This window comes from Tolypothrix campylonemoides VB511288_2 (assembly GCF_045999855.1).
GTDB lineage: Bacteria > Cyanobacteriota > Cyanobacteriia > Cyanobacteriales > Nostocaceae > Scytonema > Scytonema bouteillei_A.
Genome location: NZ_JBFPMW010000010.1, coordinates 1 through 16,873 on the forward strand (window position 1 = coordinate 1; position 16,873 = coordinate 16,873).

At 40.5% G+C, this 16,873-nt stretch carries 15 protein-coding genes and 1 pseudogene; 9 read left to right on the top strand and 7 right to left on the bottom strand.

Annotated features, from left to right (window positions below):
- Positions 1–63 precede the first annotated feature (63 nt).
- A complete protein-coding gene (locus AB0756_RS26095; RefSeq protein WP_038085017.1) occupies positions 64–1,026 on the bottom strand; it encodes a hydrogenase small subunit in 963 nt (320 codons plus the stop codon).
- Between the two features lie 1,396 nt (positions 1,027–2,422).
- On the opposite strand from AB0756_RS26095, the gene AB0756_RS26100 reads away from it, so the two are divergent.
- The 7 genes and pseudogenes from AB0756_RS26100 to hypD all read left to right on the top strand — a co-directional run bounded on the left by AB0756_RS26100 (position 2,423) and on the right by hypD (position 9,464).
- Positions 2,423–3,376 (top strand): tetratricopeptide repeat protein, encoded by a 954-nt coding sequence (locus AB0756_RS26100; protein ID WP_050045225.1) that lies wholly within the window; start codon positions 2,423–2,425, stop codon positions 3,374–3,376.
- 102 nt (positions 3,377–3,478) lie between these two features.
- Positions 3,479–3,745 (top strand): hypothetical protein, encoded by a 267-nt coding sequence (locus AB0756_RS26105; RefSeq protein WP_038112667.1) that lies wholly within the window; start codon positions 3,479–3,481, stop codon positions 3,743–3,745.
- Between the two features lie 8 nt (positions 3,746–3,753).
- Entirely contained in the window at positions 3,754–3,978 is a 225-nt protein-coding gene (locus AB0756_RS26110) for a hypothetical protein (protein WP_038112665.1), read from the top strand.
- Positions 3,979–4,140: 162 nt separating this feature from the next.
- Positions 4,141–5,337, top strand: coding sequence for an NHL repeat-containing protein (locus AB0756_RS26115; RefSeq protein ID WP_050045226.1), 1,197 nt, complete (start codon positions 4,141–4,143; stop codon positions 5,335–5,337).
- Positions 5,327–7,794, top strand: a pseudogene (locus AB0756_RS26120) (carbamoyltransferase HypF). The gene AB0756_RS26115 and the pseudogene AB0756_RS26120 overlap by 11 nt, the downstream one beginning before the upstream one ends.
- Positions 7,795–8,008: 214 nt before the next feature.
- Positions 8,009–8,260, top strand: a complete 252-nt coding sequence (locus AB0756_RS26125; RefSeq protein WP_038080656.1) for a HypC/HybG/HupF family hydrogenase formation chaperone — start codon at positions 8,009–8,011, stop codon at positions 8,258–8,260.
- A 52-nt stretch (positions 8,261–8,312) separates the two neighbouring features.
- Complete coding sequence (gene hypD / locus AB0756_RS26130; RefSeq protein ID WP_038080629.1) at positions 8,313–9,464, top strand: hydrogenase formation protein HypD; 1,152 nt, start codon at positions 8,313–8,315, stop codon at positions 9,462–9,464.
- Here the strand turns inward: hypD and AB0756_RS26135 are convergent.
- Positions 9,450–9,803 carry a type II toxin-antitoxin system HicB family antitoxin gene (locus AB0756_RS26135; protein WP_038080627.1) on the bottom strand — a complete coding sequence of 118 codons (354 nt, stop codon included), beginning with the start codon at positions 9,801–9,803 and terminating at the stop codon, positions 9,450–9,452. The genes hypD and AB0756_RS26135 overlap by 15 nt on opposite strands.
- A complete protein-coding gene (locus tag AB0756_RS26140; protein ID WP_038080654.1) occupies positions 9,800–10,054 on the bottom strand; it encodes a type II toxin-antitoxin system HicA family toxin in 255 nt (84 codons plus the stop codon). The genes AB0756_RS26135 and AB0756_RS26140 overlap by 4 nt, the downstream gene beginning before the upstream one ends.
- Before the next feature lie 336 nt (positions 10,055–10,390).
- On the opposite strand from AB0756_RS26140, the gene AB0756_RS26145 reads away from it, so the two are divergent.
- Both AB0756_RS26145 and hypE read left to right on the top strand, forming a co-directional pair.
- Positions 10,391–11,578, top strand: a complete 1,188-nt coding sequence (locus AB0756_RS26145) for an FAD binding domain-containing protein (protein WP_167844742.1) — start codon at positions 10,391–10,393, stop codon at positions 11,576–11,578.
- Positions 11,579–11,650: 72 nt separating this feature from the next.
- On the top strand, positions 11,651–12,751 hold the full coding sequence (hypE, locus tag AB0756_RS26150; RefSeq protein WP_038080625.1) for a hydrogenase expression/formation protein HypE: 1,101 nt from the start codon (positions 11,651–11,653) through the stop codon (positions 12,749–12,751).
- Between the two features lie 117 nt (positions 12,752–12,868).
- Here hypE and AB0756_RS26155 read toward each other — a convergent pair whose 3' ends face one another.
- The 4 genes from AB0756_RS26155 to AB0756_RS26170 form a co-directional block, all read right to left on the bottom strand.
- Positions 12,869–13,660 carry a DUF3226 domain-containing protein gene (locus AB0756_RS26155; protein WP_038080624.1) on the bottom strand — a complete coding sequence of 264 codons (792 nt, stop codon included), beginning with the start codon at positions 13,658–13,660 and terminating at the stop codon, positions 12,869–12,871.
- Entirely contained in the window at positions 13,657–14,199 is a 543-nt protein-coding gene (locus AB0756_RS26160) for an AAA family ATPase (RefSeq protein WP_038080622.1), read from the bottom strand. The genes AB0756_RS26155 and AB0756_RS26160 overlap by 4 nt, the downstream gene beginning before the upstream one ends.
- A 245-nt stretch (positions 14,200–14,444) precedes the next feature.
- Positions 14,445–15,830 carry a GAF domain-containing sensor histidine kinase gene (locus tag AB0756_RS26165; RefSeq protein ID WP_038080619.1) on the bottom strand — a complete coding sequence of 462 codons (1,386 nt, stop codon included), beginning with the start codon at positions 15,828–15,830 and terminating at the stop codon, positions 14,445–14,447.
- A gap of 454 nt (positions 15,831–16,284) precedes the next feature.
- Positions 16,285–16,848: a hypothetical protein gene (locus AB0756_RS26170; protein WP_038080617.1), complete on the bottom strand. Its 564-nt coding sequence runs from the start codon at positions 16,846–16,848 to the stop codon at positions 16,285–16,287.
- Between the last annotated feature and the right edge of the window lie 25 nt (positions 16,849–16,873).

Here is a 16,873-nt window from a genome sequence, read left to right on the forward strand (position 1 = left end):
CCATTAGCCATTAACCATTAGCCATTAGCCATTAGCCATTAGCCATTAGCCATTAGCCATTAACTAAATCGTAAAAAAATCATCTTCTGCCCATGCTGGCATAGTGTCTTTTGAAACAAGAGTGAGTAGGGCGTAGTCTTTCTTATTAACTCCTGTCGGTAAGTCTTTAGGAACTCCCATGACTGTTTGCGTCTTAAATACTGTTCCTGGCTTGAGATCGTAGAAGGGAAATTCTGGTTCGGTACAACCCAAACATGGCATTCCCGCACGGGTTTTGGAGGAGACTCGATTCCATAAAATGCGGTTGCAAGAAGAATGGGTCATCGGTCCGCGACATCCTAAGTCGTAAAACAAGCATCCTTTACGCTGACCAAATTCGGTGGTAGACGCTTTGTAAGCAAAATGGATATTGCGAGTGCAGCCTGTTTGGGTATAAGTGTTGAAGAAGGTTTGGGGACGGTGTAGTTCGTCAAGAACTAAATCGCCAATTCGATTTGTCGCGATCGCAACTAATATTTGAGTAATCCAATCAGGATGGGCTGGACATCCAGGAATATTGATAACGGGCGATCCCGATTTAGCGCGAAAGTCTTTACCTAAAAACCCGCCTTCTTGACGTTTGAGAAACTGCAATCCTGTAGATTCACTGGGATTGGGTGTCATTGCTGGTATTCCTCCCCAACAGGCGCAGTCTCCCACTGCAACAACAGTGTTGGCTACTTGTGATAGATCGCGCAACCAGTCTTTCATGGGACGGTCGGCAAAACGGTTCCACTCCCCAGTTCCATCTGGTGCATTAATAACTGTGCCTTCAAAGACAAGAATATCTATGGAAATTTTTCCTAAAAGGCATTGCCACAGCATTGTTTGCAAGTTTGTACCGAGTTCCAAACCTAGAGACGGATGCCAAAGTACGTTAATACCAAAGTCAGTGATGAGGTCGCAAACCGTTGGTGCTTCAGCATTGAGAAATGACATCGTGTTGCCCGAACAAGCACCACCTTGCAGCCATAATAAGTTAGCCATTTGCTATTTAGTAAAAAAGTATAAAGTATGAAGCGGAAAGCATAAAATGTTTATACTGTATAACATATTGAGTTTTCAGATTTTTGACTTCTTAAAGGATGCTGTTGGTTAACGATAGACTTATCCTCGATCTCCTGCGATCGTATACCCGTGTGAAGCAGAGCTTCGGAGTCCGCATTTTCAAGCGGAGCCACTCGAGCGAGAGATCCAGCTGACTAACTGAGCCAGCGAAGTAAGGTTGGTAATGACTATCCCCTACGCCTCCAGCTATTCAAGCAAGCCAGAGTCTTGCAAATTGCATTACCCGACTCTGTATTCTTTAGAAGTTCGGGGTTTTGAGCAACGCTTATAGAGTTGCTCTATATAGCAGTCCATATAGGAGTTACAAACACCTCTTCCTTATCTTCCTTGTCCTCCTTATCTCCCTTACTCTCTTGTTCGGATCTTAAATAGGATTGCTATATCATCTCGTGTATTGTTTAATTCTACTGTTTATTATTTACATAAATTTTATAACTTGTGAACAAAAAATATCTATAATCAACCGGAAAAGTTATAAGATAACATCTTCTTTTACTGTTTCAAGCTAATATATGAGCAATTGCATCATTATATTCATCTCTATGTATGGGTACGGCTTTTTCGTATCCATACTGAGTTTTTTAGAAACAATAACTTTGTCTCCGGTTAATTTAGTTATTTTTTTACATATTTATGTCAATTCTAATCTAATACAATTTTGTTTGTTTCGGCAATCGCTACCTAACATCTAGGATGAGAGCGAGCATTGTTACACTAGATAAATTCTAAATTTTAAATGATTGTGCTTAAAATAAAATAGCTTTCGTTCGTTTATCGATTCAGTCAATTTTAGTTTTCTTCTAACAAATTTTTATGGTTTCGGAAATTCTCTAAAAACCATCAAAAAAATATAAATTTTTTCCAAAAAACATTATAATAAATATTTATAAAACACTTTCACATTTGAGAGAAAAAGTGTTTTATATTGGAAGAAAAGAACTCTTCATCGCCGAACTTTTGAGGAAACTCAGGCGACTCCTTTTAGAAGAGACTTTCTGTTTTAAGTGATTCAATTGCGTAAAGCCTCAAGAAACACATTTACAATCTGGTGTTGGGGAAATAGTGTTTCTTTTATGTATCACAAATATGCTGTGTCCTTGGGGTAAACTTCCATCTTATGGAAGCATCATATCTTTTACCTGTGAAACTTAAAAGGGTCAAGATAACAATCCATAAGAAAGGTGTGAGTTGGTCAGGTGTGAGGTGAGTAACAATACCTAATAATTCGCTCTAGTAAAGTAGCCGACTGTTACAAATTGTACTTGTAAACAGTCAAATTTTGATTTTTGTTTAAAGTTTGACGTTTGAATGATTTATGACCCCTAGCATAACAGATTCAGCAGTAAAAGCAGCAATGGATGTCCTGGCTTCGTCTCCAGCATCAACCCTAGAAAAAATTCAAATGCTCATTGAAATGGCTCAGGGCTTTCAAAAAAAGCCAAAAGCTACTCAAGATTTGTGGAATGCTCTGTCATTGTACAACCAGGCACGCGATCTATGTGCTGAGGAGCATTTGCTGTGGAAAGCTAGAGCAAATGCAGGAATGGCAAGTACTTTAAAAGCGATTCCTGACGTTGGGGCGCAATTACTGTTAGAAGCAAAAGAACAATTAGAAGAGGCAATCCCAATTTTGCAGCAGCTTGCTTTACCAGAGGAAGTGGCAGAAGCCCAAATGAATTTAGGGTTGGTGTTACAATCCCTCGTACCTTTTAACTTAGCACGCTCAACTGACAGCATCCAAATTTACCAGGAGGCATTGCAAGTATTTACTTGTCAAGAATACCCGCAAGAATATGCAATTTTACACAATAATATTGCGATCGCATACCTGTCAATGCCTGTTACGTCAGAACGGCAATACTTATATCAAGGCTTAGCTGTACAAACCTTTGAGGAAGCACTCAAGCATATTCGACTGATAGACCATCCTAGAGAATATGCAATGTTATACAACAATCTTGGTAATGCTTTACAGTATTTACCAAGTACACATCCGATAGATAATATTTTACGGGCTCTAGCTGCCTATGACGAAGCATTAAAAGTACGCGATCGTCAAGACACACCTCTTGAATATGCTAATACAATTTCTAATAAAGCTAACGCTCTATTAAATTTACCAGATGATTTAGATAAACCAGAATCTGGAAATCCTCAAAATCTTGCAAAAGCAAATGCATATTATGAAGAAGCTTTGAATATTTTCACCCAATACGGACAGCTAGAACAAGCGCAAATAATAAATGAATTGCTAATGGCTAATGGCTAATAGCTATTAGCCATTAGCCCTCCCTTGTTCGCCAGTCCCCAGGGCGCGGGAAACCCGCCTCCAGGGCTGGACTCACCATTAGCTGTTAGCAAGGACACAACCATGACAAACTTTCTAACCAATCCTTCAGTCAGAGAAGTATTCACAAGTTTAATAACTGATGAATTAGATCTAACAACTGGATTTGTTTGGTTTTTAGTAGCAACAATTATATCTATGATTGCTGGGGCTATAGGAGGAATGTTGTTGGCTGGACGCGATATTGGCTATCAGTTCTCTGCTCTACTTGGTGGTTTATTTGGTCCGGCTGGTGTGATTCCTGGAGTTGTTCTAGCACTCATAGTCATAGATTTGTTGAGGAGTTTTTAGGAGGGGTTATGTTAGAGATAGGCTGGTTTACAGCCCGATTGTTTTTTAAGGGGAAGCTATTGCGGGACCCTATGTACTTTGTACAGCAAACTTCATTCGGTATTGGTATCAGTGCGCTTATACTATTCTTGTTTGCACAAGCAAATGTGAGTCTTTGGATGTCAGTTCCGATATCGAGTTTTATAGGTGGCTTAATTATGCCGCTTCTCCTTAGAGACCTCAAGCTAAAGTAAAAGTATGAAGTGTGAAGTATGAAGTAGACTCCATCGATCGAGCGTTTCATCCTTTATACTTTACCCTTTATCCTTTTTTCGGTCATACTGGCAAGTCAACCGATCGACAACTTGTCACAATAGATTTGATGAAGTTTAAACTCCTAACTTTAAAGGGTTTTAGTGATAGCACCAACAAGCACGCCAAAAGAAACAGAGATTGCCAACAGCTTACTCCTTTCGCCTAAAGGTGCTCAAGTCATTTTGGGAAAAAGTCTGGAACCTGGGCAATTAGCAATGCCTGTTGCACCTAGCAGACAAGAAATGTTTGGTCCTCGTGGTGCCTGTTTAATATCGGAAACAGGACCTTTGTGGGTATCAGATACAGGGCATCATCGTTTGTTAGGATGGCGCAACAAACCAACTGAAGATGGTCAAAAAGCAGATTGGGTCATTGGACAACCAGATTTTAACCATGAAGGACAAAATGCGAAAGGCGAAGTTGGAAGGGCAACTCTAAGTGTTCCAACGGGTATTTGTGCTTGTGGGGAAGGATTGGCGGTAGCAGATGCTTGGAACCACCGGGTTTTAATCTGGAAAAAATTGCCAGAGGATAATAATGTTCCAGCAGATATTGTGCTAGGTCAAGCTTGCTTTACTGAAAATCAACCAAATCGGGGAAATCAACAAGCAGCGGGTCATACCTTGAATTGGTGTTATGGAGTTTTTTACCATCAAGGAAGGCTGTTTGTAACTGATACTGGAAATCGAAGAGTTTTAGTTTGGTATCAGATCCCCGAAGAAAACGGTCAGCCTGCCGATCTAGTATTGGGACAACCAGATATGATAGCCCGCAATGAAAATGGTGGTGGTTCTCCTTCTGCATCCAGTATGCGTTGGTGCCACGATATCACCTTTTGGGGAGACAATCTGGTTGTCACAGACGCAGGTAACAATCGGGTGATGATTTGGCAGGGAATGCCAACAGAAAACAATGCTCCTTGTACAGTCGTGTTAGGACAAAAAACTTTTGATTCAGTAGAAATGAATCAAGGGGTTTATTTTCCCAGCGCTCATAGTCTGAGTATGCCGTATGGTGTGGCTTCTGTAGGGAAGTGGTTGTTAGTGGCAGATACTGCTAATTCCCGGTTATTGGGATGGACTGAGACAGAGCCAATAATGGCTTTACAAGGGGTGAGGAGTGATGCGATCGCCGGACAATTGGATTTTCACAGCAAAGGTGAAAATCGCGATTATGGATTGCCAACGCGAGATAGCCTGAATTGGTGTTACGGAGTGAAGGTATGTGGCAATACAGCGGTCATCGCTGACTCAGGAAACAACCGAATTATGTTATGGCACTTGGACTATGAACTTTGAAGAAATTAGAATTTGCGGTACTGTACAAGGAGTTGGGTTTCGACCTACAGTATATCGCCTTGCCAAAGCTTGTGGTTTGTGCGGCGATGTTCGTAATGATGGTCAAGGAGTCTTGGTTCGGGTATCTGGAAAACAAGAATCAATAGACGAATTTGTCCACAAATTACAGAAAGAATGCCCTCCATTAGCAAAAATTAATATATTAACGCGCAAGCGTTATCAAGGCGAATTTCAATTCGACGACTTTGTGATTTCTGGCAGTGTGAGTGACAGGGTGAACACCGAAATTGCCCCTGATGCTGCTACTTGTCCGCAATGCAAAGCAGAAACCCTCGATCCCTTCAGCCGTTGGTATCGCTATCCCTTCACAAACTGCACTCATTGCGGTCCCCGCTTGAGTATTATTCGTGCCATTCCTTATGACCGTAACAATACAAGCATGAATGCTTTTACCATGTGCTCGGATTGTTCTCGCGAGTATAAGGATGTCAATAATCGACGCTTTCACGCTCAACCCGCAGCCTGTCATGTCTGCGGTCCTAACGCTTGGTTAGAACGTTCTGATGGTAAACCAATAACAAGTTCTATGTTTTCTATGCTAGACGATATTGATTCTGTTTGTACCTTATTGCAAAAAGGTGAGATTGTCGCCATTAAGGGTTTAGGAGGATTTCACCTAGCTTGCGATGCTACCAATGAAACTGTAGTGCAAAAACTGCGTCAGCGCAAAGGACGCGAAAGCAAGCCTTTTGCTTTGATGGCACGAGATATGGCTGTCGTTGAAGAATACTGCACTCCTAGTATCCAGGAAAGAGAATTACTTGAAAGTCCCGCAGCTCCTATTGTGTTGCTTGAAGCTTCATCAGGTGATGAGGGTGAAAGAGGAAGTGGAAGAATCACCAACATCGCAAGTTGGACAGCCAAAAAAAAACTTACACTCCAAGCCGCATAGCACCTTCTGTAGCACTGGGGCAAAATACCCTTGGCTTTATGCTTCCTTATACCCCGCTTCACCATCTCATTCTTAAGCGGATGAACCGTCCGATTGTCTTAACTAGTGGCAATTTGTCTGATGAACCACAGTGTATTGATAATGATGAAGCGCGTGAGAAGTTGGGAAAAATTGCTGATTATTTTCTCTTCCACAATCGGCAAATTGTTAACCGGGTTGATGATTCAGTAGTGAGGGTTGTAGGCAATAAAGTGCAAATTGTTCGGCGTGCTAGAGGCTATGCACCAGCACCTATCCATTTACCACCAGGTTTTAATCGTGTTCCACAGATTTTAGCAATGGGCAGTGAGTTGAAAAATACCTTTTGTCTATTGCAAGACACAAAAGCGATCGTATCCCAACATTTGGGAGATCTAGAAAATGCAGTTGCTTTCCGTGCTTATCAGGATATGCTGAATTTATACTTGAATTTATTTGAGTATAAACCAGAAGCGATCGCTGTCGATCTGCATCCTGAATACTTGTCTGCAAAACTTGGTAAAGAACTGGCTTCAGTTCATCAATATGGGTACAGCACAACTGTACCCTTACTATACATTCAGCATCACCACGCTCACATTGCTGCTTGTATGGTAGAGAACGGTGTACCGATTGATTCTCCCCCTATTTTAGGTGTTGCTTTTGATGGATTGGGTTACGGTGGTGATGGCACACTCTGGGGGGGAGAATTTCTTTTAGCAGATTACCGCCAATTTAAACGATTGGCAACATTTAAACCAGTCGCTATGATTGGTGGAAAGCAAGCCATCAAAGAACCGTGGCGTAATACCTACGCTCAATTAATCTCTTGCTTTTCTTGGGAAGATTTAAAACAAAATTACGGAAATTTAGAAATTATTAATTTTTTAGACAAAAAACCTTTAAAGCTTCTCAATCAAGTTATAGAAAAACAAATTAATTCTCCTAAAACCTCATCAGTTGGTCGTTTATTTGATGCAGTTGCTGCTGCTATTGGGATTTGTCAAGAAAAATGTAGTTATGAAGGACAAGCAGCAGTAGAAATGGAAGCTGCTTGCGATACGGCTTCAGCCGTTAAGCTTCCAGCTTATCGCACTATTTTAGAGAGTTCTTCCACAACAATTGGTTATTCTTTCACAATTGAAACGGTTGATAACCTCTATCATATAAATCCCCATCCGATGTGGAAAGCTTTACTAGATGATTTACAACAGCAAGTGAAGCCATCAATTATCGCCGCTAAATTTCATTTGGGATTAGCTAATCTTATTGTAGAAACAATTAACTTAATTTGTCATAAACATGACATTAAGTGTGTCGCTCTTAGTGGAGGAGTTTTTCAAAATAAAATTTTATTAGAACAAGTGACTGTAAAATTAAAAGCATTAAATTTCAAAGTTCTAACTCATAGTTTGGTTCCAACAAATGATGGAGGATTATCACTAGGACAAGCTGCGATCGCAGCAGCTTCTTTACAAAACACGTAGGTTGGGGAGCCACTCGCGTGCGGAGAGCAGCGCCGTGCGGAGAGCAGTGCGTTGCGGGGGTTCCCCCCGTTGAAGCAACTGCGGAGGGTTCCCCCCGTTGAGCGATGTGGCGTTTGAGGAACGAAACCCAACATTTATAAATATTTTGTTAAGTTTACACCAAAATTCTCAGCTTGCAGTATTGCACCCTAACCTACAAAAAAAGGAAAACAAAATGTGTTTGGGAATCCCCGGTCAAATTACAGAAATCACAGATATTGAAAAAAAATTAGCTGTTGTTGATATTGCTGGTGTAAAGCGCCAAGTCAATATTGCTTGTATTGTGGACGAACACCACCCAGTTCAATCGTGTGTTGGAGATTGGGTACTTGTCCACGTTGGTTTTGCCATGAGTAGAATTAACGAACAAGAAGCAGCCCAAACAATCCAACTCTTAGAAGAACTGGCAAATTTTGTTAATAATTAGTGATTAATTATTCTACTAATAACCAATAACTAATAACCAAGAACTAACCCTTATGAAATACGTTGATGAATTCAGAGAACCGAGAAAAGCTTTATCTTTGCTCAAAGAAATTGAAAAATTATCGCAACAGCTAAAAAAGCCCGTCAAGATTATGGAAATTTGTGGCGGACATACTCATTCTATTTTTAAATACGGTATTGAGGACATTTTACCTAAAACTATTGAATTAATTCACGGTCCTGGTTGTCCTGTCTGTGTAATGCCAAAGGGAAAACTAGATGATGCTATTGCTATCAGCCAAAATCCCAATGTCATTTTAGCGACCTTTGGCGACACAATGCGAGTCCCCGGTTCAAAATCAAGTTTGTTGCAAGCCAAAGCACGAGGTGCGGATATCCGTATGGTTTATTCGCCTTTAGACAGTTTACAAATCGCTAGGGATAACCCTGACAAAGAGATTGTTTTCTTTGCTTTAGGCTTTGAAACAACAGCCCCCAGTACAGCTTTGACTCTTTTGCAAGCAGCATCTGAAGAAATCAATAACTTTAGTATGTTTTGCAATCACGTCCTTGTGATTCCTGCTCTAAAAGCATTATTAGATAATCCAGATTTACAACTAGATGGTTTTGTCGGTCCCGGTCATGTCAGTATGGTTATAGGTACTGACCCGTATGAGTTTATTTGTCAAAAGTATTATAAACCAATTGTTATTTCCGGGTTTGAACCTTTAGATATTTTTCAATCGGTTTGGATGCTATTACAACAAATTCTAGAAAATCGTTGTGAAGTAGAAAATCAATACAATCGATTTGTAGAAAAAACAGGAAATTCTGTAGCGATCGCAGCGATGAACGAAGTTTTTGAAGTGCGAGAAAATTTTGAGTGGCGTGGGTTAGGAGATCTCCCATATTCTGGCTTAAAAATTCGTTCTGACTACGCTCAATTTGATGCAGAATTAAAATTTCCCGTCCCCAATCTTAAAGTTGCTGACCACAAGGCTTGTCAGTGTGGGGAAATTCTCAAAGGAGTTTTAAAGCCATGGCAATGTAAAGTCTTTGGTACAGCTTGCACTCCAGAAACACCGATCGGGACTTGCATGGTGTCTTCTGAAGGTGCTTGTGCGGCATACTACAAGTATGGTCGCTTTTCAAAGATGGTTGGGAAAGGGATGGTAGAGCTAGAAAAGACCTCAAACATTTTCTAACGATTCTGCCTTCAGATAGCGTTCGAGTGCATCCGTCACCAACTTATTGAGATTCATTCCTCGGCGTTGGGCAAATAATGCTGCTTGACGATGAAGTTGGCTACCTACACGGACATTAAAACTACCCTTAAACGGCTTCTCTGGTTCAATTCCTTTTTCCTCACAAAGAGCTAAATAATCATCAATTGCTTCCTCAAAACTAGCTCTTAGACTAACCACATCTTCCCCCTCAAAACTAATTAAACTACGGATATATTCCACCTGTCCGTAGAAAATTTTATCTTCATCGTTATAGTGAATAGATCCGAAATAATCTTTGTATTGCATCATGTCATTCATAACAACTCCTCCCTCTGGAGAATCTCAATAATTTGTTCAATTTGATACCGTTTAAGAATATTTTGAGGATGGGGTTTGTGTAATGTTACAACTACTCCTGCATCATTGAGAAAACGCCGCCTCGATCCTCCAGTCTTTCCCGTGCTGACTTCTTCAAAACCAAACCCAGAAAGCACGCTGACCAACTCCTCCCAGGTAAAATCTTTAGGACGACGGAGAAACCGCTCAATCAATTTCTCTCTACGGGTCATAGCAACTCCAGATTGCTTACTTCCATTATCTGCCAAAACCGGCTTTGTGTAACTAAAATTAGTTACACTATTGCATTCAATCAATTACCAATTGAAGCAGTGGTTGCATTCGGTTACTACGGAAGCCCCCATAAGCATTGTTCTTGCTAGCAGGCGATCGCTTTATTTCGAGTATTTCTTATTGCCTCTACAATCTCCGAATCTAGATGCCATTGCTCCTGAGTTCCGTAATTGCTGGATTAGTATTTGACAGCTAAATGTTTAAGTTTTCTTCAAAGGATTGCTATTTCATCTAAAGGTACTATACTCTATCGAAGAGCTTAAATATATAACCCCATGTCAGATAATCAGGGCTTCGCGGATCGAAATTCTCAACCTTTGCGCGTCATTATATCTGGTGGTTCGGTGGGTGGTTTGTGTGCTGGCTTAGCACTGCATCGCATTGGCTGTCATGTGAGAATTTTTGAACACTTGCCTGATGTTTTGCAAAGTTGGGGAGCTGGTTCTATTGTCCAATTGGAAATGAGTCGCTTTTTCTTTGAACATGGTATTGCTGCAACAGAAGCAACGGGTGTTCTGTCTGAGAAGCAACAGTTTCTATCAATTGATGGCAGCATAATTTGGGAAGAAGCAATACCACAAGTTATGATTTCCTGGGATATGCTTCACCATCAACTCAGGAAAAGTTTCCCAAATGAGTTTTACCATCAAGACAACCAAGTTGTTAGTTTTGAACAGAGTGACAACTGCGTCAAGGTACGCTTGAAAGATGGGCAACAAGAGGAGTGCGATCTGTTGATTGAGGCTGACAGTTTGGGTTCTACCATTCGTCAGCAACTGCTACGAGATACCGTTCCGCAATACGCGGGCTATGTTGCATGGCGGGGAACGATCGATGAAAGCGTTCCTTTGCCTGAAGTTGCAGAATTTTTGGCTCATAACTTTACATTCTACAACGGTCCTGGTATGCAAGCTATTTGTTATTTAGTACCGGGACCGAATGGGGAACTAGAGGTCGGAAAGCGGCGCTTTAACTGGCTTTGGTACTTTAATGTTCCTGTAGAAGAATTACCTGAAGTGATGGGTAACAGCCAAGATGCTGTACAAAAATTTTACTGGCCTCAAGCACAAGTCACAGAAAAAATCATGCAACAGCGCCGTCTGGAGGCAAAGAAGAGTTTACCTGCAGTATTTCAGCATTTGTTTGAACTGACAGAAAAACCTTTGATTCAGCCAATCTACGATCTGTCAGTACCTCGTATGGCTTTCGGACGAGTGTGTTTGATCGGTGATGCAGCATTTGCGATCCGTCCTCATACAGATGCTGGTATTTCCAAAGCTGTTACAAATGCTGTTGAACTAGCACAAGAGTTACAGGAAGCTCGCACTGATGTGGTAGAAGCGCTTAAAAGTTGGGAAATGACTCAATTGGCTTTAGGGAATTACCTGAGAGTTTTAGGAGTGACGTTGAGCAACCGTTTGGGGCTTTCTAACTCTTCATCGTTTGTTCTTCATCACCCGTAACTCGTTCCCAATCCCTGACTGGGAATGAGAGCAGAACAATTTACCAAGTTACAATATTAAACATCATTTAATATGAATTTTTCCCCGGCAAATTCAGGACAGCATTCCTTCAGTCCAAAAGTCCAATTGTTTCGCCGCCCGGTTACAGTAACAGATACCCACATTACCCTCGCACATGGTAGTGGTGGTACTGCTATGCACGATTTGATTGACGATATCTTTGTGAAAAGTTTTGATAATCCTATTCTTTCTGAATTAGAAGATCAAGCGAGTTTTAATTTAGCCAATTTATTACAACAGGGAGATAGACTGGCTTTCACGACAGATTCTTATGTTGTCGATCCTTTGTTTTTTCCCGGTGGCGATATTGGCAAATTGGCTGTTAATGGGACAGTCAACGATTTAGCCATGAGTGGTGCTAAACCCTTGTATCTCAGTTGCGGTGTGATTTTAGAAGAAGGGCTGGCTGTAGAAACTTTACGGCGTGTTGCTGATAGTATGCAAGTTGCTGCTAAAGAAGCTGGTATAAAAATTGTGACAGGTGATACAAAAGTTGTGCATCGTGGTGCTGCAGATAAACTGTTTATTAATACTGCTGGTATTGGTGTGATTCCAGTAGGAGTTAGCATCTCTGCTCGCAATCTTCAACCAGGAGATGTGGTAATTGTCAATGGTGAATTGGGAAATCATGGCACAGCTATTTTAATTGCTCGTGGAGAATTAGCTTTAGACACTCACATTGAAAGTGACTGTCAGCCTTTAAACGGTTTAGTTGATACTATCTTGAGTGTCTGTCCTGATGTTCGCGCCATGCGAGATGTCACGCGAGGTGGTTTAGCCACGGTATTAAATGAGTTTGCTGTCAGTTCGCAAGTAGGTATTCGTCTTCACGAGCAAGCTTTACCAGTGCGTGAAGAAGTTAAGGGTGTTTGTGAAATCTTGGGTTTAGACCCGTTGTATCTGGCAAATGAAGGTAAATTAGTGGTAGTTGTAAGACGAGAGAAAGCAGATATAGTGTTATCTGCTATGCAGTCTCACCCAGCAGGTAAAGATGCTTGTATCGTTGGCGAAGTGGCTTCTTCTCCTTCGGGCGTCGTCTTGTTAAAAACTGTTTTTGGTACTGAACGCATTGTTGATATGTTGGTTGGCGAGCAATTGCCAAGGATTTGTTGATTAAAAAAGAATGAAGGATGAAGAATAAAAAATTTATCTTCTTTCATTCTTTTTAGGAAATTTAGTATCACCAGTGACTCCCAACGAGGGGAAATTATGACATTTTCATTCAAGCGCCTACTTAGGAGTAATTTCTAAATTTAGTAGTTTCCTCAAAAAGTCAGTTAAATTCTGAAGTTCTGGAAGTTGTTGTTCAGTTTGAGCACTAATCCATTTGTCATCTTTAATACTTGTTGTATTCGTTTTACCAGGCTTGAGAACACTTGTAACTGTGGCAACTATAGCCTTTTCTTTATCAAAAGGTTTCCATTTCAACAGACTTATTTCTTCTGAAGAAAATTGATTTACATAAAATGTTGCCCTTTTCATGTATTCTGGATAAGCTACTTCTCCACAAATACATATTAAAGTATCAAGCACACCCTGAGTTCTATTATTTGGCAATATATATATTCCCAATCTAGGCACACTTTCTATCACAGAACCGTTATTGCTAACTGTGTTAGGAAAATCAGCAAAATATTCTTTAAAACTATCATGATACTTCTGTGCTATTTCAGCAGGTAACTTCTTATCAGCATCAATTACGATACCAAAAGCCAATAGAGAACTAGAATAATCAGAAATATCAGTTAATTTAGTAGTTAGATTTTCAATTAAATTACTCCCTTCTCCTACATATATAGCGACTGATAAAGTGTCATTGTACAAAATTGATGGCATAGGAAGTCTTGTATATAGCTTTCCACTTTTTGTAGGATATACGGGGACGAATTTACGCCAAAGTGGTTCTAAGTCTGCTATGGTACCTTTAAACTCAGAGAAACCAAGTAACTTACACAATATCGTAGATAAAAAAGCTTGATCGTGATTCCCTTCAACTCCTATCAAAGCACACTGGCGATTCACCAACGGACCTCCTGACCCAAATCTTCTCGTAAACGTCTTAATCTATTCCAATCATGTCTAATTACTTTTGTCTTCGATTCTTTTGGCTCTAGACGATAAAGTACTAAATTCTGTTCAGATTCAACTTCGGTTACTTGTAATAAAGCATCTACAGCCTCAAGACTATGGGTAGTTGCAAATAGTTGTATATCCATTTCTTTACACCACTTAACTAGCCATCTAAAAGAGTTTTGAAGAAGTTCAGTATGAATTGTAGATTCTTTTCCCTCACCATCGGAAGCAGAATTACGTGTAAATAACCATTGAAGTGCATCAAGAGGCGAAGTACGCTGTATTCTACTTTCCTGTTCTCGCTGACGTGCAGTGCTAATCCAAACTCTAATATCTAATGGATGGCAATAAATAGCTAGTGCTTCAAGAACACTAGTTTTCCCTGAATTGTTAATACCAACAAGCAGGTTAATCCGTCCGAGATTATCTAAATTCAGATCTCGCAACCCTCTAAATTGATGAATTGTAACACTTTCTAAATTTGGCATATGCTTAGTTTAGCCTAAATGATAGGGTTGATTACTATATTTACCTAATTAGCATAATTCTGTTAGCATTCTATGATGTCCGCTGTCTCGTAGTTTTGCCAAGCATAATAGCAATGAGTTGCGCTCTTCGAGCCAGGTCGGGTTGTATGCGAAGATGAAGAGTATTTCCGATGACATCAATCTAGATAGCTGTCCCTGGTAGAAGTTCAAGCTGTGCTTGATATCGGAAGGGATAGAGATCTGTTTTAGTATGGAAATCTCAGTGTGAAAGTCGTTTGATGTGATGTACTTTCTACATCAATGAATGCTCCCATGTGTTTCGCTAGTTTTTGCACTAAAGCTAGCCCCAATCCGGTTCCGCTGTATTTCCACGGATCGTCATTGGGAATGCGATAAAAGGGGTCAAAAATTTTCAGTTGCTCGAGGGCTGTAATTTCTGCTCCGGAATTACTTACGCTAAGCACCACTGTATCTGCTGTCTTGAAAGCAGATACTGTAATGGTTCCACCTGCGGGGGTAAATTTACAAGCGTTCTTTAAGAGTTCTGTAAGAATACGTTCCAAGTCCGCGATTTCTGTTTCTAATATAGGAATATCGTTAGCTATATTTAGATTTAACTGCTGTTGCTGACAACATACAAGTTCTTGGAACGGCTCAACGATCGCCGGAAGCCAGGTTTGTAAATCGATCAAAATTAAAGTCAAAGGTTCGATTTCTGCTTCTAAATATGTCAGTGATAATAAATCGTCAATTAACTTACTTTCTCGCCGACACTCTTTCTGAAGGATCTGTAATAGCTGGGGAATCATTTCTACCTCAAGCAGCCCTTCTTGCTTGAGAACACTTTCTATTGTTTGGATTGCCAAATGAATACTGGTGATTGGCGTTTTGAGTTCGTGAGAAAGTGTTCTGAGAAACTCTTGTTTTAAACGTTCTAGTTTTTCTGATTCTTGCTTTTGCACTTCAAGCTGAACTTGTAAGTTCTCCACTTGCTGTTGCAATTGGGCCTGTTGTATGGCAATTTCTAAGTGTGTTGTGGCTTGTTTGAGCAAGTCTATTTCTGTTTGTTGCCATTGACGGGGTCTGTAGCTTTGTTGAGCCGTTAGCAATCCCCACAATTGTTGCTTAAAGAGAATCGGGACTACTATATTAGCTCGTACTTCCATTGAATTGAGCAGATCGATGTAGCACGGTGCTAACCCTGCTGCATATATGTCTTCTATAACTTGAATACCACGTCGTTTGTATCGTTCTGCATATTTTTCCCCAAAGCAAGGATCTGCGATCGCTGTTCCCAGTAAACTATCAGGGGTGACACTTGCTTCTACGGCTATAAAGCCACTCGTGTTTGATTCCAATCGGTAAATGAGTATGCGATCGCATCCTAAAAACCGTCTGAGATCTCTCGCCGTCTCATTGAGAATAGTATTCAAAGTCTCAGAGCGACAAATACGTTGTGCGATCGCTTCTAGTAGGGACTCCCTTTGAGTTTGATACTGCACAACAGAATCGTGAATTCTAGGTGTAAACTGCTGGTTGCTGTGTTTTTTATCTGGATTTAGGACTCGATGACGAACTGCTGGTGGCAGTTGTGTTAACTCTACAGTTGATTCTGATGAATTGATACTCATGCGAGAGACCTTATCTGGTGTTGCCGATACTACACTAAGCGCTCCCTATCATAGATAGACTGCTAGAAAACGCATTTTTGCACCAAAACTACAGCAAAAGATTTTTAGCTTTTGCTTGTTGATACTTTGTATCTGTCGCTACTTTGTATGAAGAACATGACCAAGCTATTGCTTAGAATAAAATGTGTCCCCTAAACAGAGAAAAAGCAGGTTGACCAGTTTATACTAATTACTAAGATTCATTTTTTAAAATTTCTGCAGTATCTAATTGTTGCACACATTGCCTTTACGTAGATAAGAGGTTGCTCAGAATATTTACAATATTTAATAATTTTCTAATAATTTTTATACTGTTTCTCCAGGGGTTGGCGATAAACGCTCCCCCTTAACAAAGCTACGACGTACAGACAACGGGGATTTCCATCTGTTGCTTGAATAGAGAGAATGCGTATTCTCAATCCCAGCACCTGAAAATTTTGGCACCATAGATACCTGTGAAGACAGCTACTACAAACCAGGTCACAGCCAAACCAACCACTTCGCCTAAAAATAACTGCGTCAATTGATACAGTATACCGCCTACAGCCGAACCAATCCCCACTCCAAGCGCCCAACTAACCGCACTGATCGACACCCATTGTACTGCTAGAGGGCTATATTGTTGGATGACAAACCAATGAGCCAAACCCATACTGAATCCCGCAATTGTCCCTAGAAGCACGCCGTAAAAAACTCTGAGGACAAGAACTTGGGTTGACAGTACCATCCAACCAACAGCACCAATTCCTGCGGTGGTCACAAAAACCCAACCAGCAAGGCTTGACCACACCCACAACCAAGGGTTTTTCAGGCGTGTTCTCAGAACGAAAGCTTGAGGTAATGCAACGATTAAACCACCTACAGTCCCTTGCAAGACATTAATATCTGATTTCTCACCAATTTCAATCAATAACAAACTTAACAGAAAACCACCAAAAGTGGCGATCGCCCATTGTAATGTGAATTTCTCTGATTGCATCAAACTGTTATCTAATCGTAAATTT